16 protein-coding genes, 1 tRNA gene and 1 pseudogene are annotated in these 19,697 nt (G+C 66.5%); 8 read left to right on the top strand and 10 right to left on the bottom strand.

Going from position 1 to position 19,697, the window contains the following annotated elements:
- The first annotated feature begins 159 nt into the window (after nt 1-159).
- The 4 genes from FHX71_RS03095 to FHX71_RS03085 all read left to right on the top strand — a co-directional run bounded on the left by FHX71_RS03095 (nt 160) and on the right by FHX71_RS03085 (nt 4,187).
- Nucleotides 160-1,326 carry a nucleotidyltransferase domain-containing protein gene (locus FHX71_RS03095; RefSeq protein ID WP_182614371.1) on the top strand — a complete coding sequence of 389 codons (1,167 nt, stop codon included), beginning with the start codon at nt 160-162 and terminating at the stop codon, nt 1,324-1,326.
- Complete coding sequence (locus FHX71_RS30350) at nt 1,298-1,807, top strand: type II CBASS E2 protein (RefSeq protein ID WP_486352075.1); 510 nt, start codon at nt 1,298-1,300, stop codon at nt 1,805-1,807. The genes FHX71_RS03095 and FHX71_RS30350 overlap by 29 nt, the downstream gene beginning before the upstream one ends.
- On the top strand, nt 1,804-2,337 hold the full coding sequence (locus FHX71_RS03090) for an SLATT domain-containing protein (RefSeq protein ID WP_182614370.1): 534 nt from the start codon (nt 1,804-1,806) through the stop codon (nt 2,335-2,337). Before FHX71_RS30350 ends, FHX71_RS03090 begins: the two co-directional genes overlap by 4 nt.
- Before the next feature lie 548 nt (nt 2,338-2,885).
- Entirely contained in the window at nt 2,886-4,187 is a 1,302-nt protein-coding gene (locus FHX71_RS03085; protein WP_220489445.1) for a nucleotide-binding domain-containing protein, read from the top strand.
- Nucleotides 4,188-4,435: 248 nt separating this feature from the next.
- On the opposite strand, the gene FHX71_RS28980 is transcribed toward FHX71_RS03085, so the two are convergent.
- Together FHX71_RS28980 and mobF are read right to left on the bottom strand one after the other, a co-directional pair.
- Nucleotides 4,436-6,787 (bottom strand): toprim domain-containing protein, encoded by a 2,352-nt coding sequence (locus tag FHX71_RS28980; RefSeq protein ID WP_512699495.1) that lies wholly within the window; start codon nt 6,785-6,787, stop codon nt 4,436-4,438.
- 90 nt (nt 6,788-6,877) lie between these two features.
- Nucleotides 6,878-9,759 (bottom strand): annotated as a pseudogene (gene mobF / locus FHX71_RS03075) (MobF family relaxase); the annotation flags it as partial.
- 482 nt (nt 9,760-10,241) lie between these two features.
- Here mobF and FHX71_RS03070 point away from each other — a divergent pair.
- Both FHX71_RS03070 and FHX71_RS03065 read left to right on the top strand, forming a co-directional pair.
- Nucleotides 10,242-11,579: a helix-turn-helix domain-containing protein gene (locus FHX71_RS03070; protein WP_182614367.1), complete on the top strand. Its 1,338-nt coding sequence runs from the start codon at nt 10,242-10,244 to the stop codon at nt 11,577-11,579.
- A 16-nt stretch (nt 11,580-11,595) separates the two neighbouring features.
- Nucleotides 11,596-12,102, top strand: a complete 507-nt coding sequence (locus FHX71_RS03065; RefSeq protein ID WP_182614366.1) for a hypothetical protein — start codon at nt 11,596-11,598, stop codon at nt 12,100-12,102.
- Here the strand turns inward: FHX71_RS03065 and FHX71_RS03060 are convergent.
- Complete coding sequence (locus tag FHX71_RS03060; protein WP_220489443.1) at nt 12,062-12,619, bottom strand: NUDIX hydrolase; 558 nt, start codon at nt 12,617-12,619, stop codon at nt 12,062-12,064. The genes FHX71_RS03065 and FHX71_RS03060 overlap by 41 nt on opposite strands.
- 273 nt (nt 12,620-12,892) lie before the next feature.
- Here FHX71_RS03060 and FHX71_RS03055 point away from each other — a divergent pair, with 273 nt between their 5' ends.
- On the top strand, nt 12,893-14,086 hold the full coding sequence (locus tag FHX71_RS03055; RefSeq protein WP_312876905.1) for an HAD family hydrolase: 1,194 nt from the start codon (nt 12,893-12,895) through the stop codon (nt 14,084-14,086).
- Between the two features lie 224 nt (nt 14,087-14,310).
- On the opposite strand, the gene FHX71_RS03050 is transcribed toward FHX71_RS03055, so the two are convergent.
- The 7 genes from FHX71_RS03050 to FHX71_RS03025 all read right to left on the bottom strand — a co-directional run bounded on the left by FHX71_RS03050 (nt 14,311) and on the right by FHX71_RS03025 (nt 19,018).
- On the bottom strand, nt 14,311-14,883 hold the full coding sequence (locus FHX71_RS03050; RefSeq protein ID WP_182614364.1) for a hypothetical protein: 573 nt from the start codon (nt 14,881-14,883) through the stop codon (nt 14,311-14,313).
- A 340-nt stretch (nt 14,884-15,223) separates the two neighbouring features.
- Nucleotides 15,224-15,706 (bottom strand): hypothetical protein, encoded by a 483-nt coding sequence (locus FHX71_RS03045; RefSeq protein ID WP_182614363.1) that lies wholly within the window; start codon nt 15,704-15,706, stop codon nt 15,224-15,226.
- 114 nt (nt 15,707-15,820) lie between these two features.
- Complete coding sequence (locus FHX71_RS03040; protein WP_182614362.1) at nt 15,821-16,066, bottom strand: hypothetical protein; 246 nt, start codon at nt 16,064-16,066, stop codon at nt 15,821-15,823.
- A gap of 1,284 nt (nt 16,067-17,350) precedes the next feature.
- Nucleotides 17,351-17,872 (bottom strand): tyrosine-type recombinase/integrase, encoded by a 522-nt coding sequence (locus tag FHX71_RS28975; RefSeq protein ID WP_246402176.1) that lies wholly within the window; start codon nt 17,870-17,872, stop codon nt 17,351-17,353.
- A 28-nt stretch (nt 17,873-17,900) separates the two neighbouring features.
- On the bottom strand, nt 17,901-18,524 hold the full coding sequence (locus FHX71_RS28970; protein ID WP_246402723.1) for a tyrosine-type recombinase/integrase: 624 nt from the start codon (nt 18,522-18,524) through the stop codon (nt 17,901-17,903).
- The gene (locus tag FHX71_RS03030) at nt 18,524-18,802 is read right to left on the bottom strand and encodes a helix-turn-helix transcriptional regulator (protein WP_182614361.1); all 279 of its coding nucleotides are present in this window, start codon (nt 18,800-18,802) and stop codon (nt 18,524-18,526) included. The genes FHX71_RS28970 and FHX71_RS03030 overlap by 1 nt, the downstream gene beginning before the upstream one ends.
- Before the next feature lie 142 nt (nt 18,803-18,944).
- Nucleotides 18,945-19,018 (bottom strand) — tRNA-Pro (locus FHX71_RS03025).
- A 192-nt stretch (nt 19,019-19,210) separates the two neighbouring features.
- Between FHX71_RS03025 and FHX71_RS03020 the strand changes: the two genes are divergently transcribed.
- On the top strand, nt 19,211-19,684 hold the full coding sequence (locus FHX71_RS03020) for a hypothetical protein (protein WP_182614360.1): 474 nt from the start codon (nt 19,211-19,213) through the stop codon (nt 19,682-19,684).
- The last annotated feature ends 13 nt before the right edge of the window (nt 19,685-19,697 follow it).

The raw sequence follows: 19,697 nt of genomic DNA, 5'->3' as shown, positions 1-19,697 counted from the left end.
GTTGTGTCGGAGCGAGCGCCAGACCCTAGGTGTAGTATTCATAACATCGGTGTACTTCCACCGATGTGATTCCGCATCCGGGTCCAGATGCCGTTGCAGCACCGGGCAGAGCGACCTGAACCGCCACCCACGCCCACGCTTCGAAGGACTCGACCAGACATGACCCTCATGACCGCCCGCCCACCACGGCCCGATCTCGACCAGATGTTGCTCGGGGGCCTCCGGGAACTCGATATCACTCAAGATGACCACGACCGTGTCGTGCAGCGCTACCAGGAGTTCGGCGAGGTGCTCGACGACCTGTGGGCTCCTACGCTCGGCAGTAACAGAGTATTCGCCCAGGGTTCGTTCATGCTCGGTACCGTCGTGCGTAACGTCAACCGCAACGACGACATCGACATCGACATCGTCGCGCTTAGGGACATTGCGAGGTCCTCGATCACGCAAGAGACGCTCAAGGCTGAGGTAGGTGCAGCAGTGCACGCCTACGCACGCCGACCGGCGGCCGGTTCACCCAGGGTGGACGAAAGCGAACGCTGCTGGACGCTGTCCTGGCCAGGCATGCACATGGACATCCTGCCGGCTATTCCCGATGCAGAAGTTGGCCGGGACAACCTGCTCATCACCGACAAGGCCGTTCGGGAGTGGCAGCATTCCAACCCGGCTGGCTACGCGCGATGGTTCGCCTCCCGATCCGCCTCACAGCTGATCGCTAGTGGTGAACTCGAGGAGAAGCGTCTGGACATCGCGGCGGTGCCGGAGTGGCGGCAGAGGACGACCCTCCAGAGGGTGGTGCAGGCCCTCAAGCGGCATCGTGACGTCTTCTTCGCAGAGAAGTCAGGCGGGCGCCCGGCGTCCATTGTCATCACGACGCTCGCGGCGCACGCCTACTCCGGCGGCTCCGACCTCCATCACGTACTGCGTGAGGTCATCGCCGGAATGCCGGACCGTCTACGACGTGTCGACGGCGCTTGGGCTCTCCCGAATCCCGCCCAGGCCGGGGAGAACTTTGTCGACTCCTGGGCGGCCGAGCCTTGGCGGGCTAGCAACTTCTTCGAGTGGCTTACGGCGGCAGAGTCCACGTTCAATGCCATCGAGACGAAGGCCGGTCTGGACCAGACCATCCCCAGTCTCGAGGCCGCCTTCGGAAGCCGCTTCGCGACCGGAGCCAGTCGGGGACTCGCGGACTACCTAAGGGGCGCACGGGACACGGGCTCACTACGAGTTCGCTCCGGCGGCGCCCTGAGCGTCACCTCGGCTATACCCGCCGGAGTCCCCTCACGACCGGTAGTAGGCCATGGGTTTGCCGGTGGGCCGACGCACTGAAGCGGGCCCGGCGCTTCAGGCGTTCCGGCTCAAGCGCCACTATCCCGACAGCACCGTGAAACTCACGGCTCGGCGGCTGGTCTGGAACGCCCGTGTGACGCCCCTGCCTGGTAGCGGAACATACGGCCTCCGATTGGAGGCCGAGCCAGGAGAGCCTCCTTTCGTCTATGTGACCGAGCCAGCGCTCGTCCCAGATGAGTCAGGGCGCCTGCCCCACGTCTACGGCAACGGAAGCCTCTGTGTTGCGGAACCAGGCGACTGGGAGCGCCACATGCTGTTCATCGACACCTTCGTCCCGTGGTCGCTGGAGTGGTTGGTCTACTACGAATTGTGGCGCGCCACGGGGATTTGGCACGGAGACGGCCCCGACCGAACCGACCCGGCTTCGCAAGCGCGCATTCTCCATCCATACACCGCCCGGAAGCGCTCACTCGCGGGGCCCGGGTCTTCCTCACCACTAATCGAGACGGGCCTCGAATGACTGAATCAACCAGCAAGAGCAGCGGATACAACAAAGCCGTGGAGCAAGAGCTAGCCGCGTTGGAGGAAGATCTGCTCTGGACGGAGAAGGCGCACTTCGCGGCCGCTGAGTCCCTTGCTCGCGTGAATTTCTGGGTTGGCATCGTGGCGACTATCGCTGCCAGTGTCGCCGCGGCGACCGTGCTGGCCGATGCGACCCCCGTAATTGCTGGCATCGCAGCCCTGATAGCAGCGATCGCCTCCGGTCTGCTAACCTTCCTCAAGCCGACAGAAGCGGAAAACAATCACCTCGACGCGGGGCGCAAGCTCGGGGCATTGCGTGTCCGTGTGCGCCAGGCTCTAAGGCTGGACCTGTTCCCCGATCTAGATACCGATCCTCAAGAACTCCGCGGACTCGTCTTGGGGTTCGCTGCCGAGAAAGCAGAGATCGACAAGGACGCACCAGCGACGTCGGGGCGGGCGTTCAGTGCAGCCCGGAAAAAGATCGAGGCTGGGCATTTTCAGCATGCTGATGAAGCCAACGCTGGGTGAGAGCGATCCCGCTCCCTCTGAAGGTTGCGTCACCGCAAGCTTCGCCCTCGGAGGGCAGCGCTGACAAAAAGGGGCCCGCTGGCCGAAAGCTTGGAGGAGGTGCTGCGGCCTCAGCTCCGGTACGGGGGCCCACTCGTCCAGTTCACCCTGAAGTTCGGCGGTGAATCGCGCCTGGCCTCGGCAGCCATGTCTGGTCCAAGGTTCCGCCGGCATGTCAGTGGCAACCCGTAGCCTCTGCTCACGCCGGGGCTCTGACCACGAGGTCTGGCTGTTCGACAGATGAAGCCCCGTGTTCGTGTGAAGGAGTCACCAGAGTTGGACCACGACAAGAGTTCGCCCATAGGGCAGCAGGGCCAGGCGCTCCTTGTTGCGCAGGTCCGCGAGGCGGACGCCAGGATCTGCTGTTCACGCAAGACACAGGAAATGCAGGCGGACATCTGCCACGAGCAGAACTGCCGTGAGCACATCATCAAGGTCGCACTGACGCGCCCCTGCCGAGACCGATCAGTTACTGCCGCCCGCTCTGCGGACGCGAGAGGGTGGCGATGATGTCGCAGTCGAGTGAGATCTTCGAGGGACTGCTAGCGAACCTCAAGGTCGACAACGCTGCAGTAATCGGTGCGCGCCGTGACGAGATCACCAAAGTCCTCAACCAAGATTTCCGCGGTCTCGACGGCTCCGCCGCGAACCGGCTGATGGTCGGGTCGTACGGCCGATGGACCGCGATCCGGGGTATCTCCGACCTTGATCTTCTGTATATCTTGCCCCCGTCGCTCCGCGGCACATACGTGCAGCCCGGCGGGCCGTCGAAGGTCCTGGCCAGGACCCGCAAAGCCATCCAGGCCCGCTATCCCAACACGTCAGTCACTGTTGACCGCCTAGTCGTTGTGGTGCAGTTCACGAATTTTATGTTCGAAGTGCAGCCTGTCTTCGAGAACACCGACCGTAGCTTCTCGTACCCGGACACCGCTTCGGACTCCTGGAAAATCACCAAACCGCGCGCGGAGATCGAGGAGACCAGCGCCGAGGATGCGGCCTCGAACGGTAACCTGCGACGGTTGTGCAAGCTCGCCCGCGCGTGGAAGAACAAGCACGGGACCGTGATCGGTGGACTGCTCATCGATACGCTGGCGTACAACTTCATGAAGTCGCACACTGCCTACCGGTCGGCGAAGTCTGACGTCTACGGCGAGATGGCTCGAGACTTCTTTTTGTACCTGGCCGAGGAAGAGGACCACGAGTTCTACTCCGCACTCGGAAGCCGTCAACGTGTCCACGTCAAGAAGCGCTTTCAGCGAAAGGCCAAGCGCGCCTATAACCTTGCTATCGAGGCGATCGACGCGGACGGGAACGGGAACGCTTACAAGAAGTGGCGGAGCATCTTTGGCAAGGCCGTTCCAGTGATCGCAGGTATCGCGAAGGAGTCCCTCGCGGCCTCAGCGGGACCTTCCTTCAGGGATACTGAGCAGTTCATCGAGGACTTGTACCCGGTGGACATCCGCTTCGGGCTGTCGATCGACTGCACGGTCATCCAGGACGGCTTCCGAGCGCAGCGGCTCAGCAGCATCCTCGCGTCGCACGGCCTGCTCAGACCACACAAGGACCTTAGGTTCAAGATCGTCGAGACGAACGTCCCTGGGGCGTATGAGGTCCGATGGAAGGTGTTGAACCGCGGCCCGGAGGCCGAGCGCCGCGACAACATACGCGGGCAGATCCTCCGTCCGAGCGTAGGGTCGGAGCGGCGTGAGAAGACACAGTTCCGCGGTGAACACATCGTGGAGTGCTACCTCATCAAGAACAACGTTGTTGTCGCGCGTGACAGCATCGTGGTTCCGATCTCCCCGAGCTGAAGGTCCGGCGCACGGAAAGCCTGTGAGCGCGCAGACGAGGCCAGAGCCCAGTGAAGGTGATGTGGCCAGTGGTACCGCGTCCAGGGAAGAACCACAATGATGCGCTGGACTTCGGATAGATGAGTGGCGTCCCTCTGGCGAGGGGCCGGCCGGTTTGATCGAGAAGTCGTCGAGCACAATTCCGTGGATGCCCACCGCAAGAGATGCTCCTGCCCGCTGGCTCAAGGCGTGTCACTCTCTGGAAATTCCTACCAGCCCCAACCGTGGTTCTGCTGAGACGCGCGGTCGGTCGTCTCGCGTCGTGCTCGCTCATCTGCGTCGTGCCGAATCTGGGCGGCGCGGCCTCGCGCGTCTGCCAGGACCACTGGGACACGCTCCATCGGCCGCAGTGCCGGGCGGCGTAGTTGCCGAGTCGATACTTGGCTGGTCGTGATGGCTTCGAGAGCTCGTGCAGCGGCAACCTGGGCCTCGCCGCGCTCGCCTTCCCGCACTCGCGGCCCGAGCGGGTTGACCGGGTCCGTAACCTGGTAGCGGTCCCGGTAGGCCATGACCTGTCGCATCGCCGCCTGCCACGTCTCTCGCGCATGACCGTCCGCGGGCGGTGGGGTGGTGGTCTCCATCCACAGTTGCGGATTGGTCATCGCGTCCTCGACCAGGGCATCGAGGCGGGTTGCGATCAGGTCGGCGTGCCGAGCGAGCCACGCCTGAACGAGTGGATCGGTTACCGGTCGCTCACGCTCCGCCTGCGCACTGTCCTCGGTTCGACCGTCGACGCCGATGCGCGCGTCGACCTGGGCTCGGTTGGTGATCAGGTCGGCGAGGTGGTCGGTCATGACCTTGTGCACCGAGCCGACGTCGAGCTGCTGGTGCGTCTCGGCACCGGGCGCGTGCCCGACGGCCTGGGCCACATATTCGATGAGGGGCCACCACTGATCGAGCCTGACCCGGTCGTATATGTGGTCGACCAGCGCCCTAAGCTGCGAGATCTGTCGTTCGAAGTGGCCCAGGTCCCGGATGGTCTGCAGGTTAGGTTCCATCGCGAACCACGTCAGCGGGATGGTCTCGGCCAGTGCCGCGGCGAGTTTTCCGCGCTCCTCGGTCGCGGTCTGGGCGGGGTCGGTGGGCAAGTCGAGGGCCTGGGTGTGGGCGGCCTCTTCGGGAGAGAGCATGGCCCAGACCCGCGCGGCGGCGGTCCGGCCGGCGGTGTCGGGGTCCAGGGCGACGATCAGGTCGGTCAGGTCCCTGCCGGTCGCGTCGCGCAGGGCTTGCAGGTGCTGCGCGGTGATGCCGGTGCCGCCCGCGGCGACCGGCACGATCTCGACCCCGGTCTGCTCCGCGAGACGGGCGGCGGCCAGGTGCAGGGCGGCGTGGTCGGTGGGTCCCTCGACCAGCACCGGCCGGGCCCCCGCAGCCAGGCGTGTGATGGCGTCTGGGTGAAGGCCGTAGACGAGCTCGCCCTTGCGGTACGCCGCGGTCTCGGGGGTATTCAGGTACTTCGGGGCCCGCCCGTCACCCGCGTCCGCCTCGGCGGGGTTGATGCGTGCGGTGACGCCGACGACGGTCCCGGTCTGGTCGCGGTAGGGAAAGACGATCCGGTTACGGAACTTGTCGATGACCCGCCCGTTCTTGGTCCGGGTGGCGACCCCGGCAGTGACGAGCTGGTCGGGCGTGTACCCGAGGGACTGCAGGTGGTCGGTCAGACCGGTCCATGACGCGGGAGCGGCACCCCAGTCCGCACCGGCCAAGCCACGGCTGGTCATGTAGCGGGTCGCCCAGGACTGGGTGGCCTTCTGCCGGGTCCACCAGGTCCACGCATGGCCGGTGATCTCGACGACCAGATCCCGCTCCCCCGCGTCGACCGCGGGATCCTGAGTACCCGCCTTAGGCGCCTTGCCATCCGTACCGGTCGGGGCGCCCGGTCCAGCCGTCGCACCGCTCTCGGTGCCGGCTTCCTGCGGCGGTGCCTCGGCCCACGGTGTGGTCGTGGACGGGTCGCCGGGCCGGTCCACGCCGCCCGTCGGTGCGTCAGCGGCCCAGAGCAGCTTGTCGGTGGTGTCGGGCGAGGTGGTGATCCAGGCCGGCAATCCCCGCTCGTCGTGGTCATGGTGTCGGGGCAGGCCGATGCGGTGGTGCAGGACCTTCGCGACCGACCGCGCGTCCCCGAACCCGCTCCCGGCCGCCCGCCGGACCACGGAGGCCGGGTCGGTGCCTGCCGCCTCGTGCATGGACAGGCGCTTGGCCAGCACCGGCCACACCTCGTCGCGCAGGGCCCGGTCCGCGACTCGGCCGGGCAGTACCGATCGCACGGCCTCTGCGAGGCGGCCGGTGCGGTCGGGTTCGAGGAAAGTCATGTAGGCGTCCTCGTACTCGGGGACGAGGCGGGCCAGGGAGTGCGCGTAGTCCCACTCGTCCTCGATGACTCGGGAGGCGGACTGTTCCTCGCCGTCGCGGTCTAGGACACCCTTGAGCGCGTTCAGCACGGCGCGCTCCAGGTCGGGCTGGCGGTGCGGGTCGAGATCCAGGACGTCGTCGGTCTCGACGTAGACCCGGTTGGAGTCGGCCCCACGAGTGATCGCGGTATAGAGCTCGTTGCGGGTCATACCGACGCCGACCATCGCGTGAGAGGTGTCAACGGTCATGCCCTGGACGCGGTGGATGGTCGCGGCGTATCCGAGCTCGACATGCGCCGCGACGTAATCGGCCGGCAGGACGACCGTGGCCCCGGTCTCCAGATGCCGGGCCTGCAGCGCCGCGTTCTCGTCGCGGGCGGTCACGCGCCACAGGTCGCCGTTGCGGACCCAGTCCCGGCCCCAGTCGATGTGCCCGTCGTCGTGCTTCGCGCGCAGGTGCCGGTTGTTCAGCCGGGTCACGATGACGTCTCCGATCCCGGCGCGGTTCTCATCGTGCAGGGTGATGCCCTTGTCCTCGACCTCGCCGCGGGTGACGCGGTGCAGGCGGGCGCGGGCGGACAGCTCGGTGACCAGGGTGTTGGTCGCGGCGATCATGACCGTCTTACGCCCCTGGTCGGAGTCGGTCTGCCAGTTGGCGAACATCTCCTCCGCCATCGCCGCCGCACTACCGCCCAGCGTGCGGCGCCCGGTGATGTAGAAGTCCAGGCCCCGGTGGTCACCGTCGCGGAGCTGGAGGGAGGCTTCTGCTTCGCCCGGGGTGCGGAACCGGTGAACCTGTGTCAGCTCGACGACACCCGCCTGGTGTGCGATCAGGCGCAGGGCGCCGCCGGCGGCGACGGCACCGAGCTGGGCCGGGTCACCCAACAGCCGGACGCTGCCACCAGCGGCCTGGGTGATGGTCAGGACGTCGGCGAGAGCGAGCGTTCCGGCCAGACTTGCCTCGTCGACCAGGACCACCGTCCCGGGTTCCACGGTGAGGCGTTGGCGCAGCCGTTCGCTTCCCGCGCCGCGGTTGCCAGGAGGAACATGTCCAGGGTCTCCGCCGTGATTCCTTCAGCGAGGTCGGCGCCGAGGACTTCGGCGGCGGCGGCTGATGGGGCCAGGGCGATGAGCTTGCCGCCCGAGTCCTGAACCGCTGTCGCGAAGGCGCGCATGGCAGTGGTCTTCCCGGTCCCGGCCGGCCCGATCCCCGCCGCCAGCACAGTGCTGGTCGCGAAGTGGGCTACCAGGTCCCGCTGCCCGGCGTTCAGGACCCGGCCCCGGTCGACCCGGACCTGCTCGATCGCGCGCTCCACTGCATCGGGGTCGATGGCCAGGCCACCGCGGGTGCGGGCTGCGGTCAGGAGTTGGTCTTCGGCTTCCAGGACCGCGAGGGACGTGTACCGGGTCGAGCCGTGCACGAAGTAGACCGACTCGCCGTCCTTGCGACGCATCACATCCGGCGGCTCATTCAGATCCGGGGGCGTGATCACCAGGCTGCCAGCCTCCGCATGCCCCGCGATCGTCGCGGCCAACGCGAGCAGATCTGCGCCCTTGGGGGCGTACTCGCGGGCCAGACGAGTTCCCTCGGCCTGCAGGTGGTACGTCGTCCAATGTGCCCGCTTGCCTGCGACGTTGGTCAGGCAGGCGTCGACCAGGTCGCCCTGGGCCAGTACCTGCGCGGCCAGTTCGGCCAGCGCGGTCTGGCGCCCGGTCGTTGTCTTCCACCGCAGCGGCCGGAAGACCTGGGCGCGCGGCCACGTGTCGGTCAGCCGTTCGACCGCCCCGGTGACGTCCTCGGCCGCCCACCGCGCAATCCCTCGGACCGCGAGGTCCTGCGCGACGGCAGGCCACAGGTCTTTGAGCTCGTCGACCACGACCCGTCCTGTGTCTGGGCCAGGGTTCAGGGCTCGGTTGAGCATGCGGGCTACCGCCTCTGGACCGCCCAAGACGCCGGCCGCGAGTTGCGCCCACTGCGGGAGCCGGTGGCGCAGCCCGACCGGGGTGCCCTTGCCCTGGCGAGTATCTAGATTGGCTTGCTGCGTCAGGACGTACGCAGTCTTGGTCGCAGGCTCATGCCCGTACTTCGCCCGATACTCGGTCCGCAGATTCTCGTAGGACTCCTGGATCACCGCCCTGCGCCGCGAGAACGCGTCCCGCAGCGCCTTCGGAATCCCGACGATCTCCCGGACACCCTGCTTGCCCCGGCCCCGGGACTCGGTGTGGAACGCCACGCCCAGGGCCTCGACGACGAGCTGCTCAACGCGGGTGTTGTACCGCTCCGAGGCAGCAGCGCCCAACGAGTACAGAACCCGACCGTCCAGCGCCCGCCAGATCCCGTCGACACCCAGCACCTTCGTCGAGACCGCGACGTGGGTATGCAGGTTCGGATCACCGGCCCTTGAGTCCAGGTGGTCGAACGCGACCGCCGTCAGGCCATGGGTGTCGATCTGCCGGACACCACCCGCACCGCCGCGGGTGAGAGCGGCCTCGGACTCGATCCACGCGAGAGTGTCCTGCCAGGCCTGGGTATGAGCCTTCGTGATCGCCTCCCGCGTCGCCGCATCGCCAAGCCCCCACAGGACACTGATGCTCTTGGACGGCGTGAACACCAGGTCATACCCCGCCACCGCCTTGCGCGGCTGCTGACCCCGCTTCGCCAGCCAGGTCGCCACATCCTTGTCCGAGACCTCGCCCGACCCGCCCTTCTCAGTGCGTTCCTGCTGCGCCAGGGCGCGCGCGACGGTCCAGCGGATCAAGTCCCGCTCGACACCCGCCTCGGGCGGCCGGTCGTTCTCGCGGGCGAACCGCGCGAAAGCTGCCTCGAGGGCTGCGGTGTAGCCGTCGTCCGGGCGGGCCTTGAACTCCGGGAACGCCCGCCCCAACGCGCCCACCCGGGCCGCGTCCTGCTTCGACAAGCCGCGCGCGAGGGCTTCGACCTCCAGGCGGTCGGCGTCGGGGTGGCGGCCCTGGCCGAACAGGGATTTCATCTGCTTCTCCAGCACCTGCCCCGACACGCCGAGCTGCTCCAACCCGGTGCCGACCCAGTGGCCGGGCGGGTTGCCGTGCTGCATGTAGTAATCCGTCAACGACACCCCACGCCCCCGCGGCACATCCCCGGACGCGACCTGCTGGGTCAGGTACGTGTACCCGCTGCCAGCGCTCAGTGCATGGACCGTCATCATGTTGTCTCCCACCCCCTCTCCTGGGTTTGTCGGGCTGTTCCGGGTCGCCTTCGGCGGCCTCCGCTCACGGCTTGTGCAAGAGGTGTGTGGCCTTCGTCGTGGCGGTCCGCGGGACCCGCCGTCCTGCTGCACGCAAGCCGTCGTCACGCAGCCGCGTGACCGCGCGTCCATCGCGTGTGCCCGTCATCGGGCGTGTGCTCGTGAGCACGTGCTAGCTGGTGCGCGGAGAAGCGGATTGGTTCCCCGGGTCCCGGGCATGCCAAGAGCCCGCCCATCCCCGAGGGGGGACAGGCGGGCTCAGGCGGCGACCGCCATGGACTCTGGGAACCTGCGAGATCCGTGGCCGTTCCTCCCTTCCAGTGCACGTCGAAGTGACCATCCCCTGGCCCTTATCCGTGTTCTGAGACACGTCCTCTCTGCTGACGTACCGCGCATCCGGCCGGTAGCCTCGTTGCACCACGTCGAGCAGGGGGACTCCCATGGGTCAGCACGTCGTTGTCGATCCCGGCTTCGGGGCCCTCCTGAATGAATTGCGCACGCAGCGCAACTGGTCACTGCGTGGCCTGGGCGAGCGCGTGCACTGCTCACACGGACACATCTGGGACCTTGAGCACGGACAGAAGCGCCCGAGCCCCGCGGTGGCGGCGCTCTTGGATGAGGCGCTTGACGCCGGGGGCCGCCTCAGCGCAATGGTCCGAACAGCGGGTCAAGCGTCCATGTCACCGCACGACGGTGCGCCCGGCTCAACTGCGCCGGTCGAGGAGGGATTCGGCGGCGCGCTTCAGCTGTGGCGGTCCGATCTTGAGCGCCAGGACTTCCTGACCACTGCCACGTTCGACCCCGCGACCTTCCTCGTGCCTGCGCTGCGGTGGCTCACCGCCCCCTCTACGCCCGGTCCTGGCAGCGTCGGGGTGCGCGTTGTGGGCATGCCGGATGTCGAGATGATCCGGCAGATGCTGGGCGCGTTCCGCACGGTCGACAACCAATACGGCGGTGGGTACGTCCGCGAAAGAGTCGTCAGATTCCTGCACCACGACGTGGCTGAACTCCTCCAAGGCCAGTACGACACCCGCACGGGAGCTGCTCTGCTCTCGGCAGCGGCCGAAGCGACCCAGTTGGCCGGGTGGGCAACCTATGACGTCGGGCGACATGCCCTGGCGCAGCGGTACATGGTCCAGGCCCTTCATCTTGCCGGCGCTGCCGAGGACCGACCGCTCGGAGCGGAGATCTTGGCTGCGATGAGCCATCAGGCCGCGTACCTCCGCTCCGGTGACGAGGCGATCGACCTGGCTCGGGCGGCAGGGCGTGCGGCAACCGAGGCGGGCGTCGGGGCGATCGCGGCCGAGGCGGCAGTGCTGGAAGCTCAGGGCCACGCCGTGAACAGTTCAGCCTCTGCGACAGCGTCGTCGTTGGACCGTGCTGAGCGCTTGTTCGACCAGGCCGAGCGTGCCACCGACCCGCAGTGGCTGGGCTATTTCGACGAGGCGTATCTCGCGGCGAAGTTCGGGCAGACATTCACTGCCCTCGGCCGTGGCGACCTCGCCGTGCGTTTCGCGGAGCGTTCGCTGGACATGGACGCGCGGTACGCCCGAGGTCGGATGTTCAACCTCGCGCTGGTGGCCCGCGCGCATGCTCAAGACGGCAACGTCGAAGAGGCGGCCGCGGCCGGGCAGAAGGCAGTTGAGGCCGCTGAAGGGATCGACTCTGCGCGGTCGCGTGACTACCTCGCCGAGATCGCCCAGCGCCTGGCACCACACGCCGGGATCGACGCCGTGGACACCTACCAGACCCGCGCCCACGATCTCATCGCACGTTAGGCGACGACTCATCCCTATGGCACAGCAGTGGCATCCGGACATTCAACGACGAATTCTGCCTGGACCCACTGCACATGCGTGGGGACTTGTGGGTGCGGTCCTCATAGCCGTGTGCTTTGCATCATTCGGCATCTTGATCGTCGGCGTCGGGCTATCGACAGTCGGGATCACGCCGAATGACTTGCCCTATTTGTACGTGGCGCTCGTCGTTTTCCTGATGTCCGTGCTCCTGATCGGGCGGGGCAGTTTCAGTCCGATGTTCTGGGCCGTGGAACGCCGCCAGAAGCAGGAACGCGCCGAGGGCTACACCACCAGGCTCAACGCTGTGTACGAGGACGACGTTGCGGTGGACGTGGTCGACTGGCGGTCCGGACGAGTGATCCGCATGGCGCACGAGCCGTTGGTGGAGAGCAAGTACCTCGTCGACAAGCAGGCACAGATCCAAGATCGGATCCGCCTCGTACGCGCTGAGGCGAGGGCCGCTAGAGCCGGCCTTCTGCGCGGTCCAGAAGGACCTTCATAAGCCCTGCTACCGATGCCGCGCCGACGATCTGCCCGGACTCGATCAGTCCCGGGACCTCGGCGAGCGGGATCCACCGGATCTCCTCCGCCTCGTTGATATCGGGGGCAGCACCTGTGTCATGCCCGCCGCGGGCGAGGTAGATGATGTTGGGCTGGTCCACGGTGCCGACCATCGGCTGGAAGCGCAGGTACTCGCGGACCTCGCGAGGTCGCCACCCGGTCTCTTCCTCGGCCTCGCGGAAAGCAGCGGCCTGGGGTCCCTCGTTCGGGTCGAGGTAGCCACCAGGCAGCTCCCAGACCCAGGAGTCGATGATGAACCGGTGCCGCCACATCATCAGGACCCGGTCCTGGTCGTCCAGCATCAAGACCATGATCGCGGCCGGGACCCGGAGCACCCACTGCTCGAACTCCACGCCGTCGGGCAGACGCACGCTGGCGATGCTCACGTTCGCACGGCGGGTGTCGTCCACCAGCCGCTCGCCCAGGATCTCCCATTGCGTCGGCCTGTTCGGCGTCACAGCGGCCTGTGCGGAAGCCGCTGATGTCGGCGTACTGGGCGTCGATTTGCTCGGCTGAGTGCTCACGCTCGGCAGCGTACGGCCTGGCCGTACGGAACCGCCATGGACGGGAAACCCCATCGGCGTACGCCAGCCATGTACTCAGCGGTGTACTCCGAAGCAGACAGTTGTCTGCTGACAACGGCTGACGCGCCGCTCCTACCAGCGAACACCCCGCACCGGTCAGAGTTTCGGCAGAGAGCACGACACCCCGACACCTGCCGAGGACGCACCGTGAGTACTACACCCCTCAAGCCCCAGACGTTTGCTCGCTCTTCGATGCTCGTCGCATGCGATATCGACGGAACGCTCCTGGAACGAGGCGGGAAGATCCCGGCGGAGACCGTGACGGCACTGGATCTGGTGCGTGCAGCCGGACACGAGGTGGTGCTGGCGACTGGTCGGTCGCTGGTCGGATTGCTCCCCGTTGCGACAAGGCTCGGCCTGACCGAGGGATTCGCTGTCTGCTCCAACGGGGCTATGACTGTTCGACTGGAGCCCGGTGCGACCTCGGGCTACGCAGTTCACGATGCCCGATACTTCGATCCGACCGCACTGATCGGCCGGGTCCTTGGTTTAGTGCCCGGTGCGTACGTCGGGGTCGAAGAGATCGGCTGGGGCTGGCGAGTGAACGCCCCGTTCGGGCGAGGGCTGCTCAACGGAGAACAGAAGCAGGTACCTGTCGCTGACTTGTGCGCGGTATCGGCAACCCGCGTCGCTCTTCATGGTCCTGGTATCGCACAGCACGCCAAGGACTTGGCCGAGTCCGGTGTGACGGTGACGCCGGCGGGCGCCCACTGGCTGGATGTCACCGCGCCGGAAACCAACAAAGCCTCAGCGCTCGAGCGACTGCGGGTGCTCACGGATATCCGCCCTGACGCCACGGTGGCCGTGGGAGACGGTGTCAACGACATCGACATGCTCGCCTGGGCCGATCGAGGTGTCGCGATGGGGCACGCACCAGAGGTTGTCCGTGCCGCGGCACGCGAGATCACCGGCACGATCAGTCAGCGCGGAGCAGTGGCTGTTCTGCGCTCACTACTACCGCTCAATGTCGACACGGCCACGCTGTCGCGGCTCGCGGGCCAGCTCGCCATGGCGGTACACACTGCGTCGGGCCCGACGACATTGCGCGTCTGGCATGAGCACCACTCAGAGATAGCGCGTTGCGACACCTGGACTCTTCGCGACGGCGTTTGGGAGCGGCACGGTCCGATCCCCTCCGGCTCGGGCGCAACGATGCGCGCGCTCGAACTCGCAGCTCGTGAAGCCGGTCTCGAATATCCACGAGGTGACATCGGCCGACGTCGCGCGCACTGGCGCAGCGTGCACGACGGCCGAGGCCGGGCCGGGTTTGAGCTCCCCCCTGCACATACGGCTCGATGTGCCGACGTCCGAAGCCGCAGACGGCGTCCTGCATTGACCTGACCGGCACCGGTCGACACGTCGAGCAAGCCCACCTGCGGCGTTCGATCGCGACCCCACAGCCGTCCGGGAACTTCCTGGACCCGATGGAAGGAGAGATAGCGATGGAGAGCAACGCAGTCACAACGGCGGTCATGGCGGCCGACCTGACGGAGCAGGAAGTCCAGCGCACCTTTCGATAGGCCTAGATGCCGCGGTCCTGGAGCTTGAAGGTGATGTGCGTTGAGCTACTTCGACCGTTCAGGACCGGAGTGCTCGTCTCGGATAGTTTCAAGCCCCGACTCGGGCAGCTGCGCCTTCTTCCTGAGGTTCCTCCGGACCAGCACGACAACGGGAACCGCCACGATCAGGAGGACTACGAGAGCGATTCCTCCGGCGACGATCAGGGTGTTCCCCACACCAGCCACGTGGTCTCCGACGCTCGTGTCGTCGAGGCCCGCAGGCCGCGGCCCGAGCTCGTTCGCCAGCCACCCGTACTCGATCTCCCAGACCTCACCCCGGTACTCGATCGCAAGGATGTCGAACCTCATCGGCAGCTCGTTCCACACCACCGTGGCCGCCGTCTTCCGCGCGGTGTCACTATCCATGGAGTCGTGCAGCAGCACGATCGTCACGACGTCGACCGACTCCTCGGGGTGTTGGAGATACTCCCTGCGCCCGGCGTGCACCCCCGCGTCGTCGAAACCCGCGGCTACGAGCTTCGACTGCACAGAGGCAAGGCCCTTTAGGAACTCAGCCGAACCCGCCGTCGACGAGCATCCGGTAAGAAGGATGAGGGTCGCCGTGAGCATGGCGAGCACACGCCCGATCGAGCTGTTTCCGATGGAACTCTGTCCAACTGCGGAACCATGCACGGCGCCACCCCCTCGTGGGCGAATCATCCCATATTGGTCCCGAAACCAGGACGGACGCGCCACCGTCAGCCACGCTCGCGAAGACGCTTGGCCGCAGACCGGCTTCCGCCCGGCCACTGCCAGTTGAGGGTCTCCAGCCGCGGGTGCGAGCGGACCGCTTCAATCAGCGCACGAGATCCGGACACCCGGGTCGCCGTGAGGTCGTAGTCAGTCCACACAAACCAGGAGCGGTCTGCGGGCCACCAGCTCGACGGGCTCAGACCGCGGAACAGCTCTTGATCTCGCGTCAGGCCGCCGACGGCCGACAGCGTTCCCTTAAGAACCGTGAGCCTCTCGTCTCGTTAGCGGGCACCATCCCGTAGTAGGCGAGGCAGGCGACGTCAGGCCCGGAGAACTCACCCACGATGTCGAGCAGGGCCTTCAGCGACTCACCATCGAAGACGCCTTCATCAACCTCTACGTCCGGCCAGTTCAGATCCTTGATCAGGTACATCGCGTTCGGTGGCCACCCTTTAGCCTTCGACACTGCCGCCAGATCGGCGTCGGTGACGTCACGCCATCGACGCCGGACCCGTGGCCCTTCCTCGCGATCTGTGAGATCGATCGGAACCGTCAGGTCGTGCAGGATCCATGTGTCGTCCTCCCAGCCTGAAGCGTCCATTCCGCAGAGGTCTCCGTCCTCACGGACGTCCTGCGGGATCCATGCGAGCGCTGCCTGCGGGTCAGCGACCGGTCGGAACCCATCGACCTCGTCAGCACCTTGCGTCATCACCGTCCTCCACGTTGCGCGTTGGCATCATCGGTGTCGGTGAGGAGGTTGTTGGCCTTCATCAACGCCGGTGGAAGCACGTCGTCTTCCTAGGTCCGCGTCATCATTCACCAATTAATTCAAGAGTGGATCGACTGTCGCGAACAGTGCTCCAAATACTAAAAATCCGACGCCGATCACAAAAACTCTTTTCTGCATATCGAGCCCCGAAGGGGCTTTACGGACGAGATCAGCGAGCGTGGCTGACAAATTGCGACCCACATCCCTTTCTGCCGCATTCCCGATTCTCCCACTGAACACCATTAAGATGGCCCCCGCCACCACGAAGGCGGTGCCGAAAACTATGCCCACGATGGTCATATATCCACTCCGTCGCTGATCGCCACTAGCGCTGGGGCCATGTACGTCGCATATAGACATGTCCGCCGTGTCGCGCACCAGCGCCGATACCTCCGCCACCAGAAAGACCTCAGGGACTGCCGAAGGTGGTAGATCCGGTCACAAGGGGCCGAATACGTGAGCAGTTCCAGCAGGAGCGGACCGAGGGCCGGATCGATGAAGTCGAGCTCCGGACGCGGCGCGTCGGGATCCTCAGGCTTACCGTCACGAGGCAGAGGCAACATCCCGGGCCCGCCGAACGGCAACAGGGTCCCGTCGACGTCGAGGAACAGCAGCGGGCGGGCAACAGTCACGCCCGCACGATAGTGGCCTGCGCACGTGGTCGGCAGCCGGCACCCATCTGCCTTCCACACCGCCTGCATGGCTCACGCTCCGGGTCTGGCCCGAGCCCGCTGGAACACGGACTCTCGTACCTTTCCCATCGAACCCAAGGCACCATCCCGTCAGTAGCGCACTAGGGACGTGGTCACGACGCACCCTTGCCGCACCAGTACGCGCCGCGAGTTGGTGCGCGCATCTGACCTGCACTGATACGTGCGCACACCTTGGTGTGCGGACGACTTGGTGTGCGCAGAGCGCGCGCTCGTTCGTCATCCTCGACGCATGAATGGGTATCCGCTCGCAGACAGCACGCTGGAGGCAGGCGGCTGGAGTCCGCTGGCCAAGCTGCGGGGTCATGCCCACGAGTTGGGGGACATGCGTTCACCCTGCTCGGCGCCATGCCCCCCAGCAGGCACGCACCCGATATGGCCGCATGGGGGGACGTCAACGAGTACCTCGACAGGTACAGGTGACGTGCACAATCGCGAGCATGGGGCAGGCAGGTGCAGATATAAGCGGGCTAACTCGGACACGTGCGGTGGTGGCAAATTGCCACCACCGCGCGACCTGCAGCTTTGCTTCGACATGCCGCGCGGTCGGCGCCGAGCTGCCGCCAGCCGCAGGGCTAATCCGGACATCCGCGGTGGTGCCAATTTGGCACCACCGCGTGCCCTGGGGTTCTACCGAACCACCGACGCGCCACTGGCCCGTTCCTGGCCTGGAGAACAAACCGGACAACAATGGTTCTGCCAAATTGGCAGAACCATACGACCTGGGCAGGCGCCCCAGGCCCTATGCGATCCACGCGACGCCCTCGAACGCCCCCCGAGGAACAAAGCGGAAAAGGACGGTCCCGCTAAATTGGCGGGACCGTACGACCTGCGCAAACGCTCCGGCGCCAATCGCGCGCCACGCAGACGGGCCCTACACCGCCCGTGGCGCCAGCGACTCCAGGATCTCGGCTGTCGCCTCGTTCACGGCATCAGCCCGGGCGATGTAGTGCTTCTTGGTGATCACGGTCGAGGTGTGACCGAGCATCTCGGCCGCAAGCTCTGCGCCTGCTTCCTTCTCGAGCGTGGTGGCGACGGTCCTGCGGAACGCGTGAGGCGTCACCCGGTCGAGCCCTGCCTCTTTGAGCGCGGCCCGCAAGGTGCGCCGCACGTTGTTCGGCGACAGTGGGGTGCCGTTGCGAGAGAAGAAGATCAACTGCTCGGGGTCAGCGGGTATTTCGGCGAGCCGCTTGCGAATGACGTCCGCCGTGAAGCCCGGCACCGTCACCTTCCGGCACGACTCCGAAGTCTTCGGATGGTCCTGCCGGAACTGCGGCCTGTTCATCGGCGTGATGATCGTCCCGTCAAGATGAACGGTCATCCGCTTGCCCGTGTCGTCGATGTCGCGCCGACGGATCGCCAGCGCTTCGCCGATGCGACCGGACGTGCCGATCATGACCTCGATGACGGCCTCGACCTGGCCATCAGGCTTGGGCCCCGGACGCTCGGCAGTTGACCAGGCCCGGACGGCTGCTCGTACCGCCTCGAGCTCCTCGATCGTCAGTGCCCTCGACCGCCCTCTTGGGCTTCCGGAGCCGCTGCACACTGCGAACCGGGTTGCGCTCGATCGCCTCGTACCGGACCGCGAGACCCAGGGCGAGGTTGAGCACGACCTTGGCGTGCTGAGCCTTGGACAGGCTCTCCTTCGCCAGCTTCTTGAGGAAGCGGTCGACCATCATGATCGAGATCTCACGCAGCGTGTAGTCCTTGAAGGCAGGCTGAACCAACGTGCGCATGTCGCGGGCGTACAGCTCACGGGTGCTGAAGGCCAACTCCTGGAGGTCCAGGTCTTCGAGCCAGATCTCGACCAGGCGCTTAAACGTGCTGTCGCCGCTCAGATCTGTCGAGCCGGATGCGATGCGGCTGCGTCGCGCAAGTACCGCCTTGAGATTGTGCTCGGCCTGCTTGCGGGTGCTGCCGGTGGCCTGAACCGGGCGCAGCCGGCCGTCGTAGTCGCGGAAACGGGCGTGGGCGGTCACCGTCGTGGTCGTCTCAGAAGCGAAGCTGATCTGACCGAACGTGCCGATCGGGGTGCGAGGGCGAGCCATCACCGCTCACCGCCTTCGACGGCGCCCCGGCCAGGCGCGATCTCCCGGCGTCCGGCGAGCCATGCCTGGACGTCCGAGGCGTAGAACTTCACGTGCTTGCCCAGCAGCACACCGCGCGGGCCCTTGCCCGCAGTGCGCCAGGCGTAGATCGTGCGTACCGGCAGACCGATATAGTCCGCGAGCTCGTCGATACTCAGCAGCGGGTCCAGCCCCCGCTCGGGCGTCTGCTGTGTCTCCATGATTCCCAGGTGCGCGCGGAACACCTGGAGAATGGGCAACGATCGGAGGCGACCGTCACGCTCTGCGGACCACGTCGCAGGACGGGTCTCCCGGACACCAAAGTGTCGGGTTTTTGTCGGGGAGTTCAAATCTCGAGTCCGTTCTGGCCTGGCGAACCAGAAGCTCACCAGGACAGATGTGTCGGGGTGACAGGATTTGAACCTGCGACCCTCTGCTCCCAAAGCAGATGCGCTACCAAGCTGCGCTACACCCCGTGGGTCCGCCACGGCCTGGGGCTCCCCGGGCCGGACCGGGAGACTCCCGGTAGGACCTGCCGAGTGTATCCGATCGATGCGATCGACCGCCTGAGGTTTCTGGGCCGCACGCTGCGAAGTAATCCTTTGAACTCGCCCCCGTGGGCCTGCCATCGTCGAGACCTCACCTGATGCGTATCGAGAGGGACAGGCATGCTCCGGCAGCGGACGACGACGCCCCTCCTACCGCTCGCGTGCGCGCTTTCGTTCGCACTCGCGATGGCGCTCGGCAGCTGTGCCGCGCACGGCACCAGCCCGCCCAGGGACGAGCAGCCCCGCACGATCGCCGTCCGCAGCTACCCGGCCGAGACCGCCGACACCTCCCCGCCTGGTCCCCCGCTCGACGGGATGACGAACGCCGTCGTCGACGCCACGGTCCGGCCCGCCAACCTCGTCGTCACCATGTGGGGCACGCCCGGCTGCATGCCCTATCCGGTCGAGGTCGGCTGGCTGAACGACACGACGGTCGACGTCACCACGGCACGCGCCGACGACGACGCCTGCTCCACGGAGCACCTGGCCGTGAGCCAGGTCGTCGTCCTCCCGGTCGAGCATCCCGCCGACGGCGTCCGGACCGTCCGGGTCGACGGCGCCACGGTGGCCTTCGCCTTCCGCTCCGACCGGTAAAGAGCCCGGGCCC

Source organism: Promicromonospora sukumoe (assembly GCF_014137995.1).
In the GTDB taxonomy this organism is placed as follows: Bacteria; Actinomycetota; Actinomycetes; order Actinomycetales; family Cellulomonadaceae; genus Promicromonospora; species Promicromonospora sukumoe.
This window is presented reverse-complemented; position numbering and strand designations above follow the sequence as displayed.